Annotated in this window: 15 protein-coding genes; 7 read left to right on the top strand and 8 right to left on the bottom strand. The window is 38.3% G+C overall.

What is annotated here, in order from left to right:
• Nucleotides 1-15 precede the first annotated feature (15 nt).
• Nucleotides 16-390 carry a polymer-forming cytoskeletal protein gene (locus NKE59_RS05765; protein ID WP_353438011.1) on the top strand — a complete coding sequence of 125 codons (375 nt, stop codon included), beginning with the start codon at nt 16-18 and terminating at the stop codon, nt 388-390.
• Between the two features lie 1,155 nt (nt 391-1,545).
• Here NKE59_RS05765 and NKE59_RS05760 read toward each other — a convergent pair.
• Complete coding sequence (locus NKE59_RS05760; protein WP_353438010.1) at nt 1,546-1,728, bottom strand: hypothetical protein; 183 nt, start codon at nt 1,726-1,728, stop codon at nt 1,546-1,548.
• Between the two features lie 664 nt (nt 1,729-2,392).
• Between NKE59_RS05760 and NKE59_RS05755 the strand changes: the two genes are divergently transcribed.
• Both NKE59_RS05755 and NKE59_RS05750 read left to right on the top strand, forming a co-directional pair.
• Nucleotides 2,393-3,142: a lysophospholipid acyltransferase family protein gene (locus NKE59_RS05755; RefSeq protein ID WP_353438009.1), complete on the top strand. Its 750-nt coding sequence runs from the start codon at nt 2,393-2,395 to the stop codon at nt 3,140-3,142.
• Nucleotides 3,143-3,483: 341 nt separating this feature from the next.
• Entirely contained in the window at nt 3,484-3,996 is a 513-nt protein-coding gene (locus NKE59_RS05750) for a GNAT family N-acetyltransferase (RefSeq protein WP_353438008.1), read from the top strand.
• 260 nt (nt 3,997-4,256) lie between these two features.
• On the opposite strand, the gene corA is transcribed toward NKE59_RS05750, so the two are convergent.
• Nucleotides 4,257-5,219 carry a magnesium/cobalt transporter CorA gene (gene corA, locus NKE59_RS05745; RefSeq protein WP_353438007.1) on the bottom strand — a complete coding sequence of 321 codons (963 nt, stop codon included), beginning with the start codon at nt 5,217-5,219 and terminating at the stop codon, nt 4,257-4,259.
• A 992-nt stretch (nt 5,220-6,211) separates the two neighbouring features.
• Here corA and NKE59_RS05740 point away from each other — a divergent pair.
• Nucleotides 6,212-6,778, top strand: coding sequence for an SRPBCC family protein (locus NKE59_RS05740; RefSeq protein ID WP_353438006.1), 567 nt, complete (start codon nt 6,212-6,214; stop codon nt 6,776-6,778).
• A 982-nt stretch (nt 6,779-7,760) separates the two neighbouring features.
• The gene (locus NKE59_RS05735; RefSeq protein ID WP_353438005.1) at nt 7,761-8,993 is read left to right on the top strand and encodes a glycerophosphodiester phosphodiesterase family protein; all 1,233 of its coding nucleotides are present in this window, start codon (nt 7,761-7,763) and stop codon (nt 8,991-8,993) included.
• A 154-nt stretch (nt 8,994-9,147) separates the two neighbouring features.
• Here the strand turns inward: NKE59_RS05735 and NKE59_RS05730 are convergent, their stop codons facing one another.
• Nucleotides 9,148-10,521: a cyclic nucleotide-binding domain-containing protein gene (locus NKE59_RS05730; RefSeq protein ID WP_353438004.1), complete on the bottom strand. Its 1,374-nt coding sequence runs from the start codon at nt 10,519-10,521 to the stop codon at nt 9,148-9,150.
• Between the two features lie 133 nt (nt 10,522-10,654).
• On the opposite strand from NKE59_RS05730, the gene NKE59_RS05725 reads away from it, so the two are divergent.
• Entirely contained in the window at nt 10,655-11,383 is a 729-nt protein-coding gene (locus NKE59_RS05725) for a transporter (RefSeq protein ID WP_353438003.1), read from the top strand.
• A gap of 140 nt (nt 11,384-11,523) precedes the next feature.
• Here the strand turns inward: NKE59_RS05725 and NKE59_RS05720 are convergent, their stop codons facing one another.
• The 4 genes from NKE59_RS05720 to NKE59_RS05705 are packed head-to-tail and all read right to left on the bottom strand — an operon-like array spanning nt 11,524 to nt 14,493.
• Nucleotides 11,524-12,063 carry a DUF3299 domain-containing protein gene (locus NKE59_RS05720; protein ID WP_353438002.1) on the bottom strand — a complete coding sequence of 180 codons (540 nt, stop codon included), beginning with the start codon at nt 12,061-12,063 and terminating at the stop codon, nt 11,524-11,526.
• Nucleotides 12,063-13,295, bottom strand: coding sequence for an ABC transporter permease (locus tag NKE59_RS05715; RefSeq protein WP_353438001.1), 1,233 nt, complete (start codon nt 13,293-13,295; stop codon nt 12,063-12,065). The genes NKE59_RS05720 and NKE59_RS05715 overlap by 1 nt, the downstream gene beginning before the upstream one ends.
• Nucleotides 13,292-13,993 carry an ABC transporter ATP-binding protein gene (locus tag NKE59_RS05710; protein ID WP_353438000.1) on the bottom strand — a complete coding sequence of 234 codons (702 nt, stop codon included), beginning with the start codon at nt 13,991-13,993 and terminating at the stop codon, nt 13,292-13,294. Before NKE59_RS05710 ends, NKE59_RS05715 begins: the two co-directional genes overlap by 4 nt.
• Nucleotides 13,990-14,493: a DUF2796 domain-containing protein gene (locus NKE59_RS05705; RefSeq protein ID WP_353437999.1), complete on the bottom strand. Its 504-nt coding sequence runs from the start codon at nt 14,491-14,493 to the stop codon at nt 13,990-13,992. The genes NKE59_RS05710 and NKE59_RS05705 overlap by 4 nt, the downstream gene beginning before the upstream one ends.
• A 208-nt stretch (nt 14,494-14,701) precedes the next feature.
• Between NKE59_RS05705 and NKE59_RS05700 the strand changes: the two genes are divergently transcribed.
• Nucleotides 14,702-15,310, top strand: a complete 609-nt coding sequence (locus NKE59_RS05700; RefSeq protein WP_353437998.1) for an alternative oxidase — start codon at nt 14,702-14,704, stop codon at nt 15,308-15,310.
• A 35-nt stretch (nt 15,311-15,345) separates the two neighbouring features.
• Here the strand turns inward: NKE59_RS05700 and NKE59_RS05695 are convergent, their stop codons facing one another.
• The gene (locus NKE59_RS05695; RefSeq protein ID WP_353437997.1) at nt 15,346-16,002 is read right to left on the bottom strand and encodes a ceramidase domain-containing protein; all 657 of its coding nucleotides are present in this window, start codon (nt 16,000-16,002) and stop codon (nt 15,346-15,348) included.
• Nucleotides 16,003-16,173: the final 171 nt, after the last annotated feature.

Here is a 16,173-nt window from a genome sequence, read left to right as displayed (position 1 = left end):
TCTCATATAAAGAGTATGAGCAAAAGAATACCCCCATTATTACAATCTCAAAAAATTACCTTTAATAGTACTTTGGGTTCTAAATGCGTTATTCAAGGAAAGTTAGTGACGAGAGATAATTTTCATGTAGTGGGGCAAGTCTTGGGCGATATTGTCGAGCTTGAAAATGGTAAATGTATTCTATGGATTGATAAGTATGCTAGCGTTAAGGGTAATATTACTTGTAGCAATATAGTTATCGCTGGTAAGGTAGAAGGCAATGTTGTGGCTAACGGAACAGTGGAGGTTTGCTCTGGTGCGACTGTTAGCGGGGATATTAAATTTGAGCGCTTGCATGTGGATCCTAATGCCAGGATTAATGGCAGATTGAGTTGTTCGAATGGAGATTAAGTAGAGGAAGCAATGGGCATGGCGCCTAAGGTTTAATTTTCCAAGGGCTTCCAAGAAATCTGGAAATCTTCTTTAGTACTACATCACTGAGTGTCGTACAAAATTAATTATGTGAATGAACAAAAAATTTAAAGACCACTAAAGCCTAAGCCTTCAAATCCTCGCTGCTGTCATCCGCCTGATATTCAACTTTAATTTTTCTCAAGACTGGATGCAAAACATTTTTATCTTGAGAAGATGAATCCTTGAAGTGATAATAGCCGTAAAAAGGAATTGGTTCTTTCTCAGCCTTTTCTCGATCTTCAGTAGTAAAGGTAGTGATGGATGCTCTTTCTAAATTTTTCAGTTTTAGCTACCCATGGGCTGTTGGACCAAATTAATCACAACTAGTAACAATCAGAATGGATCCATATATTCCAAAGGTAGATATCATTCTTGGTGATTAAATATGACATGTCCATCATAGAATGAAATAACCATGAAAATATTTTGAGAGGTGAAATTGTCATATTTGAGTTTAATATGTCAGTTTCATATATTGGTCAGGCGGCTCTCTAGTTGGCCATATTATAAAATTTAGAGACTATTTTTAATCAAAATCACATTCATCTTCTGAAAAATAATATTCCAAATAAATTGCCTTACGTGCTTGATGTTGCCAATGTAGCCGATCTTTTAATAGATCATATTTGATCGTATCTGCATACTCATTAAAGTAATCATCATCTTCATTTAGGAAGTGGTACTTCTTCATCATGACCCCCAGTGCTATGTCAGGTTTTTGACCCAAAAAACTGAAGAGAAATTTGATAGCTAACTTCGATAGATTATGATTTACTCTTCAGACTGTTTGCTTAAGCAAATTCTGATGTGTTTGTGATGACATGTCTATGTATGACTTAAAAATTGATGATTGAAAACAACAATCTTATAAGTAAAATTTACAAAAAAATTGTAAATATAAAACTTTTTCTACATCTAAATGAATCTAACAATTTATAACGTCATGGTTGCTCAACGTCATCAATTTATGGATAGCTTATTCAGCTGGTGGATAAAGGGCATCAGCAGATTTATAAAGATGCCAGTCAGATATAAAAAGTTGTCAGGACAGTGGAAGTTTCTATGGGATGTAGCGATAACTTAAACTTCATCTTAGACAGCGATTCGTCCATCAGTATCCAGGTCAGATTCATCTACTTCTATGTAATCATCTTCAATTACTGTTGCGCCTTCTAAGTGCTCAATAAATTCTCGAATAGCATAATAAGGAGCGATATGAACATGATTATCGTCTTGATGATCCCAGACTTTGTAACGAAAGACAGTTAACTTCATTTAGTCTTGTCCTAAATTAAGCTTGTGAACCCAAGCGGTGATTGATATAGCGACGGGAATTGGCTTTACGAGCCTCAGCCCAAGCTAGAGCGGCTTTAATAATCAAGCGTTTTAGTTTTGTCATGATTTAGAGTATCCTTGAAGTGGTAACGTGATGAAGGTAGTTGCGAGTTAGTTGCTCTACCTGCCGATGACTATTAGGGTTGCGGCTATTGATGTAATTCTCTAAATCATTGCCACTAGTCAAGTTGCCAAAGACTCGATCCAAGAGACTCATTAATTGCGTCATTTAAGGCCCATTGTAAGAAAACTAGATTAACTAAAATGTTAGTTTGTGCCTTAATGATGAATATTGCATGACAGTAAAATAAATTTTTTGATTAAAAGTCTTTAAGTTTATGACTAAAAGTACTGTTTGTCGTAAGTAATATAACCCAAAATAGACCAACACCGGCTTAGCAAAAGTAGAGATTTACCTTCCCTAGGCAAGGCGTAGGTAGCACATTCGAACACGAAGTATCGGCGAAGCCAATCGTGCTGGGCAGGCCAATAGTTAAAATATAGCGATTTGTACCAGGCCACTAAGAGTTACCAAAACCACCTTCGGGTGGTTTTTTCATTTCAATTTGATATAAACAATCTAATTTACGAATCGAGACATTAAATGCAAAAAAGCTCCCAATTTATTCGTTATGGATTTTGGTTTTTGTTGGTACTTCATATTCTTGGGGCGTTGTTTACGCTTTCAGTTTTTTTCCCAATCATTGGTTCAAACGCGAAGCAAAAACACAGCTCTCGCTGGTCTAAATGGTTATTAAAAATTGCTGGTCTCAGGCTTCGAGTTGAAGCTCCTCAAGGGCTCCCGGACAAGCCTTGCTTGTTTGTTTCTAATCATATTTCTTGGATTGACACCCATGTAATCAACAGCTTTATTCCGGTGAGCTTTGTGGCTAAGTCTGAAATTGCCTCATGGCCAGTTTTTGGTTGGATTTCAAAAAAAATAGGAACTATTTTTATTAGGAGAGATAGTGCTCGCCATGCAAGACAAATCGTGGATCAAATGGCGCAGGATTTAAGTCATCAATCGTTTTGTATTTTTCCTGAAGGCACCACTACTGAAGGGTCTGGCCTTTTGCCATTTAAGGCAAGTTTATTTGAGTCGGCCGTGATGTCAAATGCGCCAGTCTGGTCTTTGGCGATTCAATATCGCTCAAGGGGGACTGGCGAACGAAGTACTGTTCCAGCATTTGTTGGTGATATGGGTATCTTGGAATCAATGAAAAAAATCATGAATGATCGACAGCTTGAAGTTAGGGTGGCTGTATTACCCACGTTTGATCCTGAAAAAGACTCACCGCCAACCCGGTCACATTTGGCTCAAAAGAGTTATGAATTGGTTTCTAGAGCAATTTAAGGCCTTAGAAATGGATCTTTTAGCCTCAGTGCCAGTTGATTCCGCTTTGGGCCAACAAGAATCATAACTATTGCCACCCCAAGTTGCTATTACCAAAGTCTTAAGTTGCTGTCATGCAACATTAATAATTGAAATGTATAGTTTAATCAGGGTTAACCCTCAAAAAGGGTAAAAATCCCCCGATAAATCGATGCACTCTATAAGGAATGGTCATGCGCAAACTTATCAATCTATTTTGGAAATTCTTAATGACATGGGCTGAAGCACGGCATGCATATTTAAGCCGCAACCAAAAAAACTATCCAATAGGATCTTAGGACATGACAGCGTATACCTACTTTATGCCAAATACTCAAATGCGACGTATTTGCGCTTGGCTAAAAAGTTTGGATGCTGAGACCTTGCGTAGTTATTTTGGATTTAGTCTAAACCCAAAGGGTATTGATCATCTCATTAATAAGTGGAAACGCGAACCTGCGAATCACCACTTTTTAATTTACCATCAGGATGATCAATGGGCGGGGGTCTTACACATCGCTATTTCAAACAACGTCATCGAGTTTGGCGTTATTGTTAAAAAAGAATTTCGTCGCCAAGGGGTTGCGGATAGGTTATTGGGTGAAGCAATTGTATGGGCACAAAATCGTGGTTATCAAAATTTATTGATGCATTGTGTTGTTGAAAATCATGCAATTCGACGTTTATGTGATAGGCATCAATTGACTATCAGGAATATCTACGGTGATGTGGAGGCAGAAATGTCATTACCAAGAGCTAATTGGCGCTCAGTAGTAAAGGAAAGTATTCAACGTCAAACTAATTGGTATTACCTCTTATGCGAAAAATTCACATAATTTAAATTTAACCAAAAAATTCTATGAAACAATCAAGGATTATTAGAATGAAAAATTTTATGTATTCACTGTTCAAATTTGGACAGATTTGGATGAGCTCTTTTCAAGAATATAGAATCAACTATCTCAAAAGTAAGTACATTCGCCACGAATCATTTTGAGATATATATGATCAGAAGTAATGAATGTAGAAAAGCATTAAAAGTAGTGCCTTTACTACAATGGGATAGCCATACAAAGATTGCATGCGTACCTAAAACTTAAAGCCAACCCGCCCGTCGAAAGCGCCAAAATAAAAATAAACACGATATAACAATAAACCCAACTGCGAGAGGATAGCCATAACTCCACTTGAGCTCAGGCATTTGTTCAAAATTCATGCCCCAAATACCAGCAAAAGCGGTCGCTACGGCAAAAATAGCAGCCCATGCTGCTAGACGCTTTTGAACATTATTCTGGTCCAAAGCAATTTGAGATAAGCTTACCTGAATAGCAGTAGCAATGGCTTCGCGCATTCCTTCAATAATAGAATTAATACGCGATAGGTGATCGTATAAATCTCTAAAATACTCCATACTGTTAACGCACACTGGCGGCACTCTTCCACCAGAAAATTTACCAACAGCCTCCATTAAAGGCGTGACAGCATGTTTAACGAACATCACCTTTTTTTTTAATTCAAATAAACGTTCAATATTCTCTTGAGTAAGATTAGGCTCAAATAATTTATCCTCAATTTCTTCAAGTTCTGTTTCAAGATGATCAACAATCGGAAAATAGCGATCAACCACAGCATCAATCAAGGCGTACATTACAAATCCAGGGCCTTGTTTTAATAAATCAGGCTCCTGTTCACAACGCTCGCGGACTCCAAGAAAACCTACATTTGATCTATTTCGAACAGAATAAACATAATCTTCTCCAACAAATATATCCAATTCGCCAACTTCGATCTCTTGCTTTAGGGTAAGAATCTGAATCACAGCAAATAAACTTCTGCCGTATTCCTCAATTTTGGGTCGTTGATGACCATTTAAAGCATCTTCAACGGCTAATGGATGAAGATCAAAGGTATTCCTCATTTGGTTTACCTCATCGAGAGTTGGATCTAACGAAGCAACCCAAATGAATTCGTTAGTTCTCTTTAAATGATAGTCGATTGATTCAGGATCTAGATCAGCAACTTTTTTACCATTTTTGTAGGATGCACAATTAATTAACATAAAAAAATGAGCTTTATGGGAAATGGAGTGGTATAACTACTACAAACTAAATACGGCTTTATTAATAGAGATAAATATACTTTAGCAAAATACTTGACCTTAGAAAAAAATACGACAAATTGATATTAAAGATTAATAATAAGAGCACTATTTGTTTGCAATTTTTCCGACTGCAAAAAAAGCGGGGTCATCTTTTTCATATAGACACCAATACTGGATTTTATTAAATAAAAACTCTCGCTCTTTATACTTTAAAGTTCTAAATTCGTCCAAACTTATTCATTCACCTTCTTGTAATTTCTTCAAAATAAGATCCACTTGACTTCTCCTTTTGGCAGTTAAGTATGTTGGGGAGGAGCTTTTAAACTCTTATAGATTTATTTTAATAAAAATCGTGGAATGTAACTCTCCACGGGCATTGGATTATTATTTATTGTCGAAAAAATTAAATCCTGACAAAGAGTATTAACATCAACATTTAATGCATGAGCATAAACATAAGAGAAGCCTATCATCCTTTCGAGATTTCTCTCAAATGCGAATAGATTACCACTCTCAAGATGAACTAATTGAGCCACACTTAAACCACATTGCAAAGATAAATGTTTAATGTTAGCGCATTGCGCCTCCCTCGAGCTTTTTAATAGCTTACCAATTTGTTTTGCCGTACGAATGTCATTGGACAACATAATTTTGGAGTTGTAAGTATGAGAATTGGTAGCAGAAATCTCATTAAACCGGTACATGATTACACTTTAGTTACATTTTTGTTACAGATCAAAATTACTCTAAAAATAAAATTTCAATATAAAACTTTGTAAATCTTTTTACTTGAAAAGAACTTTATGGCTTTTTGGTAAAAAGACCTTGCATCCGAAACAAAACAACCAATGATAAATGTGACTTTTTCATTAGAAGTTAGGCGTGAGAATAGCGATCTGCATAATAATGTCGTTTTAAACGACATGAATTATTAATTCTAAAATACAGGAATGAAATGGATTTTTTCTCTAATGCTAGTTTTGCTCATGACCCAGGGCTATGCTCAAGAGAACATAAATCCATTTGACGTTGAGGTTAGCGTAGTTCAAATTGAGGGCCGTTATCATATTCAAGCAAGTTATGCTATACCCATGAATATCTGCAATGCTTTTTCCTTTATTACAGACTATGAGGGTGCAAAAAATATTCCAGGCATTTTGGAAATTAAGATTATTTCTAGGGTGGGCAATAAAGTTCGGGTTTATCGATTGATTGAAGAGCAGTCACTCTTTTTCCGTATTGAGATGAGATCGGTCATGGAATTTATTGAGACCCCAAATAGAACTTTAGCTTTTAAGCAAATTAGTGGAGATATGAAATCTTATATGGGTAGTTGGAGATTGACATCAGAAAATGGAAAAACTAACTTTAAGTATGAGGCATGGATTGAGCCCGACTCAATTATTCCATCGGCAGTGATTGAATATTTTATGAAAAATAATACTCGCAGACGATTTGATTTAATGGCCCAAAGAGCATCTCAACATAAAACTGTTGAAGCATTGGCTTGTAAATAGTTCTCTTTCTCTGCGTCAATCTAGACTAGATAGCAATATTTTTTTAGCAATATTCTAGGTTTAGAGTCGGGCATGTGCCTTAGTTGGTACTTCACAGCATTACAAAAAGTCTTAACAGTCCAAATGAGGGTTTTCAATATCTTAGATCTTAGATTGTCTAAGCAAGAACTATTTTCCCCAGAACTTCTGGTCGCCCACACCTTGACAGAAAGTGTCTTTAACAAGAAATTTATAAATCAAGGGGTTCGTTATCGTGTCGTTATCAGCATCCATTTAAGCGTTTGTGATTCCATTTTTTTGAATTGAAATATTTTATGATGTGAAAAAAATTCATTTATGACAATACAAAGGATCAGAATGATAAAAAACATCTATCCCGTTGTTATACGTAGCTAAATTCATATAACCCTTGTGTAAAAAAATTTGATATATAAATTCAATCGGCATAAATCGGTTGAAAGCATTGACTGTAATATGACTTTCCATGATGCGAGAAAAATGGACAGAAAAAATTTGTTATTGAAAGTTCTTAAAAAATAGTTAAATTAGTCATTAGTACTTTTGTATTGGTCTCACAGATTTATTTTTTATGGGAGTGACATATGATCAACTGTAATGACATGGTGATGCTTGAAAATAATTTTGGCAGGAAACTGTATACACAGAAGGTTTTAAAGGACCGAATGATTTGGCAATATCTTCATAGAGATAAAAGTAAAGATAAGTTCAACAATATCGAGATAGATGAGTATCGCGAGGACAACTTTTTACTAATGGGAAAGATTATTCATGGATAAAGACATTTTTTTTCACACCCCCGGTATAGGTACGTATTTACTACTAGGGTTATTTGCAATCTTGGCTGCTACAGTAATAATTAGCATAATAAATTAATATATAACTGTATATAAGATAAGCCATCGTATGATGGCTTTTTTCTTGATCGTTTAGTTAAATTTATGATTAAAAGAAATTGTTACCAATGAACTTAAAAAATTACATTAATAAAGGCACAATTGGATGCTTATTAATTTGCATTTCAATTAGTATGCCAACTTATTCGCAAGAATTGCAGTACGGCGTGCGTCCTCAATACTTAATTAGTTTAATGGCCGATAGTGAATTGAAAACCAAATTATTAAGCTGTGCCAAAAATACGCCACGTCAATCTCGCTTTTCTATTGCGCATCGAGGAGCGCCACTGCAGTTTCCCGAGCATACTGTTGAGTCTAATATAGCTGCCGCAACTATGGGGGCAGGGATTTTTGAATGTGATGTTACGTTTACAAGAGACAAACAACTTGTTTGTCGACATGCGCAAAATGATCTACATACCACTACTAATATTTTATTAACTCCGCTTGCCAAAAATTGCCACAAACCATTCACTCCTGCACAAGGAGAAATACCTGCAATCAGTGAATGTAGAACTTCGGATATTACATTTGAGCAATTTAAATCCTTAAAAGGAAAAATGGATGGTGTTAATCGAAATGCAAAAGATATTAAAACGTATCTAGCTGGTACTCCATACTGGCGTACTGATCTTTATTCAAGCATGGGTGGAACATTGTTAAGCCACAAAGAATCTATTGCTCTTTTTAAAAAGTATGGCGGTAAATTTACTCCTGAGCTCAAAGAAGCAGTGGTACCAATCCCTTATTTAGGATTCACACAAGAGCAATATGCGCAAGCGCTAATTAATGACTATAAGGAAGCAGGAATTTCACCTTCAGATGTATTCCCACAATCCTTCAATTTGCAGGATGTTATGTATTGGATAAAAAATGAGCCAGAATTTGGTAAGCAGGCAATCTATCTAGATGGGCGCTACACCATATCGTCTTTTAATCCTGCAACACCAAATAATCTGAAGCCCACTATGGATGAGCTATATGCCATGGGGGTTCGTTATATAGCGCCACCTATCTGGGTGCTCCTGACTGTAGATACTAAAAATCAGATCGTACCCTCGGCATACGCTAAAGCGGCACGCAACGCTAAACTAAATATAATTACATGGACTTTAGAGCGGGATGGCCCTCTAACTGAAGGAGGATCGTGGTATCACCAATCCATTAAGTCCGCAATTAAATCAGATGGGCAAATTTATGAGGTTTTAGATGTGCTGGCTAAGCAAGTTGGTGTTAAGGGTGTATTTTCAGACTGGCCTGCAACGGTCACGTATTACGCAAATTGTATGGGACTTAAGTAGTGAGTAAATGAATAAACCCCTATTAAGGTATTGCACAGTTTATTACACAGTAGCATTTTTATGCTGTAAGCCATTGAAATATATAGACCTATAAACAGCCACGATTTCTTCTAAGGCGTAGGTCGCACGTTCGAATCGTGCTGGGCAGGCCAGTTTATTCTAATAGTTTAAATAATATTGAACATAAAAAGCCCGCAAGTGTTGACAATCCTACAAGATTCGAATTGGCTAAATGAGCAGCTTCAGGAAGCATAGCGGCACAAATCATTGTAAGCATTGCCCCAGCTGCGATACCCTCAATAAAAATTAATGTTCCATGATTAACATGTTCGCTAATAGCAGCACCAAGAGCTGCCCCCAAACCTGTTAGAACAACTAATGATCCCCATAGCAACAGTATTTTGAGAGAAGACATTCCTTGCAATTTCATTTGTTGGGAACTTGATAGAGCTTCTGGCATATTTGAAAGAAATAAGCCGGCTATTAATGTATAGGGCAGAATAGACCAAAATGACGGCTCATTACCAGCCATGGTAGCGGCTAAAACGGCAGCAATTATTGTGGATCCAATGATGAAACTTTCAGGTATTCCATCGAGCATAATGCCGAGCCAGATTGCGAATGCAGCATTTTTATGTTCGGCATGCCTAGAACTCATTTCTTCACGCGAGGGAATTGTTGTGCCATGGTGGATGGCATCAATAGCAAGTGAAGTCCAACGTTGTTTTTCCATATTTTCTTGTTCAGAAAACTTTTTATTTTCATCCAATCGTTCTGCTGCAAGGTCTTTTAGTCGTTGTTCAAATTCTGGGACTTGTTTTTGTATACTTTCTAATTCATGAGTTGTTAAAAGCATTAATTCAACATTTGTTTTAGCAACGCAATCTGTACTATATGGACGACCAGCAATAAATGAGATTTCACCAATAATTTCACCATGCCCTAGTTGAATAGGTTGCGGATGATCCTTTTGGTAAATCTCTACAGTACCTTTGCGAACCATATAAATCCCATGAGATTTATCACCTTGTACAAAGATTGATTCTCCTGCATTAAAAAAGCGTGGACGAAAATGATCTATTACAAGTGATATTTTTTCATATGGAAGATTTACGAATACGCGAGATTTAATCAACTCATTCAGTGCTTTGTGATGAAATGACTTCCTTTCAATTGCCACCTTTGAAAATATATATGCAGTTTTTCGAAGATAGCCACCTTTTGCATTAACTAGTTGATCGAGTAATACAAAAATCACACCGCCAAAAGCGCAACCAATGACAAGAACTAGGAAATGATGTGATTCGCGTAGTCGATCGACTTCGTTTGTTGCTGATGTAAACGCAGTAATGGTAGGCGCAATTAATTCAATAGCAAGAGCAGACAGAAGTGCACCAGCTCCGAATGCTGCAAATAACCCAATATAAGTTTTAGGAAGTTTGAAACTAACACCAATAACTGAGCCAATTAATAGAGATATTGCACTGAATGCACCGACAATACCCGCCCAAAATACATATTTGTCCATTAGATATACCCCTTATTGTTGATTTAAGATTGACTTTTAAATGGTAATAACTTCATAGTTCAGTTAAACAACTACCCACATCAAATAGAAAATTTATCAATAAATGCCCATAATTAATTTTAGAAAATTGCTCATGGTGGTGATGCTGTATTTTTCTATATGTAGTGCTTATGCAGCCCATCCCTTAGTTAGTGAAGATAATACTACCCAAGGCAGCGGTAGAAATCAAATTGAATTGAATTCTGATTTTGCTTCAATGTCGAATGTTGATACAAATACCGCAGCATTTACTTACACATATGGTATTTCAAATGAAGTTGATATTTTTTTTAACGTACCGTATACATGGGGTAATACAAGCGGTCAAAGTGCTGGATTAAATGATGGTAGCGTTGGATTAAAGTGGCGTTTGTTTGAAAATCAAGGTGTATCTTTTGGCGTAAAGCCTGAATTAATTGTTGCTAGTGGAAATGAAAATAAAGGTTTAGGTAACGGAAAAAATAGTTATGCATACACTTTAATGCTTGAATATGACCTAAAACCTTTTACTTTTTTAGTAAATTTTGGGAAAACTTATAATCATTTTTCACGCCAAATTGATTTAGACGAAAAACGATCATCTATTACTCGCTCCTCTTTTGCTATCCTTGCTCAGCTTAATGAAGGAATTACTCTCGTAGCAGATTTTGGAATAGCGGATTCTCAGGATCGAGCGCAACTAGAAAAACCGCGATTTGCTATTGTTGGAGCAATTTTTTCAATCAGCGATAATTTTGAATTTGACGTTGGTTATAAGAAGGGGCTTAATAGTGCAGAAATAGATAGACAAATTGGTTTTGGCATCACGTGGCGTTTTGAATAGAAGTTTGAATAATTTTGCAACACAGTTTGTTACACAGTGCCAGTTTTATGCTGTAAGTTATTGAAATATAAAACCTTTTGAATAGCCACGATTTCTTCTAAGGCGTAGGTCGCACGTTCGAATCGTGCTGGGCAGGCCAACTATCGATACGGCGTTATTTTGTCTGCTGTCAAAACATAGGTGCTGGTGCCAACTTCAGAGCTCGTTTTACCCTCGGTCAGAATTCCTTCAATCCAAATCGCATCCATGGTGCGAAAGCGCGATCCTTTTGGGGGCTTAATCAAAATGATTTGATTGGCAGGCGGAGGAGGCGAATGAACGCATGCGCCGAAGTAGGGTACCAACAGGAAATCACTACTTTGCATTCGTTCGGCATCCAAAGGAACCACATAACCAGCAATTCGGATTGGCTTGCCAATATATGTTTTGGTTGGGGGCGCAGCATCCCAGGTTCTTTTGAGCCTTGCATATGCCTCATCTGCCCGTGGATCGCCATCTGTCAGACTTCCATACCGACGCATACGCGTGAGCTCCAATATTACTTTTTTTCGCCACCCCTCGGGCATGAGCTCATCCCATTCCACTTCTTTATAGGCGCTTCCAATCGCAGGGATGGCCAAGGAACTGAGTGCGGAACCAGCAAGTACCTGGATTAAGTGTCGTAGAAAAATGCGTCTCATTAGGATGGTGGGTTTAAACCGTCATTCAAAGCCATGCGATAGGCTTTTATCGCCGGGATACCTGCAAATAATAGAACAATTATCACTAAATATAGCAAAGACAGTAAATCGTCTGGGGTGGGTAGTCCTAGTTCACTCACGACCCCCCATTCCTTCCGTAAGTAATCAGCCGATGCGTAGATTAATCCTTGTAATACAAACCAACCCAGGATAATTCCGCTTAGGCAAACTAAGAATGCTTCGATCAAAATCAGACTCAATAGCTGATAGGGCTTAACACCAAGCGCCCGAAAGATAGCGAGTTCACGGCGACGACTTTGCAGTGAGACTAATAGTGTTGCTGTGATGCCCAGAATAGTGGTTATTAAAACACCAAGAGCCATTAATAGCAGGGCATTTTCTGCGACCTCCATGGTCGACCACAGATCGTCTAAGGCAACCCCTGGCATGACTGCCATGAGATTTGCATCTGGTAGGGCATCAATTTGCCGTCGTACAGAAAATACACTACTGCGTTCTTTCAGACCAATAAAGAAAGCGCTAACCTGAGATTCTGGATTTAACTTAGCAAATTGGAGACCCCCATCTTGAATGTCATGCAAGGCATCAAAGGCATTGGTTGAGATCAAGATAGTCTGATCAATAGGCGTACCAGTGGCTTCTAAGATGCCAACAATCTTAAAAGGTGAATTACTGTGATCTTGTTTAGGGCCGCTACCAGATCCATGAGTAATAGCAATTTGTTCACCAATACGATGGTTGGTCTTCTTAGCAATTGCGCTACCTAAAACCACCTCAAATAAACGCGGGTCACTTAGTGCTCTACCTTGAGTAAAGCGTAATGACTGTCCTTGTGCTCGAATATGCTGAAAGAACTCAATACTCGTTCCTACTACCGGGTAGCTACGATAACTATCTCCAAGTTGAATGGGAACCATCCAAGCAACTTGCTTCATAGTGCGAACTTTTGTTTCTAGTTGGGCTGAGATCGTATTGGTTGCTCTGCCAATATGAAACACGCTATATAGAATTAATTCCGTAGGACTACCTTTGGCGCCAAGTACTAAGTCAACTCCGCTAATTGCATTAGAGAAGCTCGTTTTGGTGTCATCACGGATCTTAAAAACTCCCAGCAAAATTGCGACTGATATGGTGGTGGAGAGCACCATAATTACTATCGACCCCTTGCGGGCAATCGCACTTTGAATCGCAATACGAAGCCAAGCGATCATGACCCCACCAGTTCAGCAAAACTACGTTTTTGATCAAAGCGTGTGCTGAGACGTTTGTCATGGCTTACCATCATTAATGCAGTTTGGTGTTCGTTTGCAAGCCCCAAAAACAAATCCATTAAAAGCGCTTGATTATTCCAGTCCAATGCAGATGTGGGCTCATCCGCAATCACAATAGATGGGCTACCAATAAAAGCACGCGCAGCTGCAATTCTTTGTTGTTGGCCAATGGAGAGTCGATGAGCGGGTTGGTCTATTACGGATGCAGGCAAACCGAGCATTTTCAGAAGCGAGTCTACAGCTGCAGCAGTAGAGCCATACTGCTTCATTGCAGCGAGCTTACGTTTTGGATACAAGTAGGTTGGTAGCAAAATATTATCTGCTGCACTAAGGTATGGAATGAGATTGAATTGCTGGAAGATGAATCCCATCTCTTCACCGCGGAGCTGATCTTTTGCTGAATTACCAAGCTCATGAAGCGGGCGATTATGAATCCAAATCTCTCCACGATCGGGTTTGATGACACCCGATAAGAGATTTAATAAGGTACTTTTACCGCAGCCACTAGGCCCTGAAATAAAAATTTTCTCACCCGCCTTGAGTTCAAACGATAAGTTCGGAATCAAGGGAGGGTGATTAGGCCAGCCAAATTGCAAATGGCTTACTTTAACTACACTTGGTTTTGAGGGAACTGTCAATTTAACAAGATGATGTTTGACTGAGGTTTAGCGGTTGTAGACTTTTGGCCTGCTGGACCCACTGACTCAACTTTAATTTCTTTGAGGCGCTTGTAACTTGCAAATAGAGTAATGCTCATTTGCTTGAGATTGGCTGGTTTTGAGCAATTGAGGTCAAACAGGTAATGTAAATCAGCATGCTTACCGGCAGTATCGCGAACAATGGTGTTCTCAAGAACTTTTGGACTGCACTCAGCCTCTTTATTCATCACAAAAAAAGTTGCTGGGTTTGCGAGTTTTTGGTTCAGGTCGTTGATTGCATTATTTTCAACTTCGGTCTTGGGTAAGCGCTCAAAGCCAACTAGAGCTTCGAGTGGTATTTTGAGTTTACCCACCATACGACTTTTGTCTAAGGTAATCTCTAAGTTACCTTTGCCATGTTCATGGGCATGGCCATGTTTTTGTTGAGCCATCACCATGGGGCTTAGGATTAGAGCGATTGGTATGAGTAAATAACGCATGGGTTTAACAGATCCTTTTTAAAAACTAAGTGTAGAACGAACTCAAATTATTCTAAATGATTTGTATTAATTTGTAAGATTTAGTATGTAGTTATTCTTTGGAAATTACAGATTCGATTTCTGCTGGGCAGGCCAAATACTTAAGCCTTAAGTAAGCAAAACTTCGGCTTGCGGGCACAAAAGCTAAAAAACACTTAAAATATTTGTTATGAAAGAGACCATCCACTACATCCCCATTCAATTTTCTGATCGAGTTGCTCTATTTTTTACTAAAGGCATGCGTTTCTTTGCCGATACTTTTTTTAAGAAACGCTATGGGCACCGAGCTGTTATCTTGGAAACTGTCGCAGGAGTTCCAGGAATGGTTGCTGGTATGTGGACTCATTTAACCAGCCTACGTAGTATGAAAGTTGGTTATGGACCAAAGATTCGTACGCTTTTAGCCGAGGCTGAGAATGAAAGAATGCATTTAATGACCTTTATCGATATTGCAAAGCCCAATTTGTTTGAGCGCTATTTAGTCTTGATTACACAAGCCATTTTCTGGAATTTCTTTTTCATAATCTATGTGTTTTTCCCAAGAACAGCACATCGCATAGTTGGCTATTTTGAGGAAGAGGCCGTCTACTCCTATACCGAGTATTTAAAAGAAATTGATGAGGGACGCATACCCAATGTTTCGGCGCCTAAGATCGCTATCGATTATTGGAAACTTGACTCTACTGCAACCTTGCGTGATGTTGTGATTGCTGTCCGAAATGACGAGGCTCATCATCGAGATACAAATCACCAATTTGCTAGTGACTATGATCGATAATCTAATTGGCCTCGAGTCGGAAAATTAATAACAATTTAGAATCGCTGAGATTCAGAGTCCTTTTTTGTGCAAAGACCATAACTACTCAAAAACAAAGTTAACCCATTGAGCAGATGCCATAACCAATGCGAACCACCAATTAAGTCACATAAGGGCATATCAAGTTGACGACTCAGTAGTGAAAATGGAAAAACAATGACCGCCAGCCATAAAAATCGCGCTGCTAGCGTGTTTGAAGATTGAGTTATCAAAGCATAACCAAGCAGCGCCAACCAAGCCCCAAGGTACATGCCGGGGGGTAACCAGGGTAGAGCAGTCTTTAGGGGACTAATTAGTAATTGAGCTAAAACAATGCTGACGATGAGCAGGATAACTGACCCCAGCTGAATCAATATCGAGGTTTTCGACCATTGCTTGGGGATCAGAAATGCAAAGGCCACTAAATACAAAGCTATTGCTAAGACATCAAATAGGCCGGTAAGACGATTTGCAAAGGTATGAAAGCTAAAACTTCCTAGACCAATAAGGATCATCAGAATTGCCATCAGATTTGAGCGGGGAGTTCTTAGGCGCCAAACGAACAATCCTGCCACGATGAATGAGAGATTAGTAAAAGCATTAATAGGCTCAGCCCAAAAACTCGCATCTAAGCGCTCACAGTAGATATCCACAGAATTGAACCACGTGCTCATTTTGGTATCTTCAAGGAACGATTAATAATTCTGCTATTTTTAAAGTTGATAAGACATTGGTCGCACATTCGAACATGAAGTATCGGCGAAGCCATTCGTGCTAGGCAGGCCAATAGTTAAAATGTAACTATTTGTACCAGGCCACCAAGAGTAACCAAAACCATCTTCGGG

Origin of the sequence: Polynucleobacter sp. UK-FUSCHL-C3 (assembly GCF_040409815.1) — a bacterium.
Taxonomy (GTDB): Bacteria; Pseudomonadota; Gammaproteobacteria; order Burkholderiales; family Burkholderiaceae; genus Polynucleobacter.
This window is presented reverse-complemented; position numbering and strand designations above follow the sequence as displayed.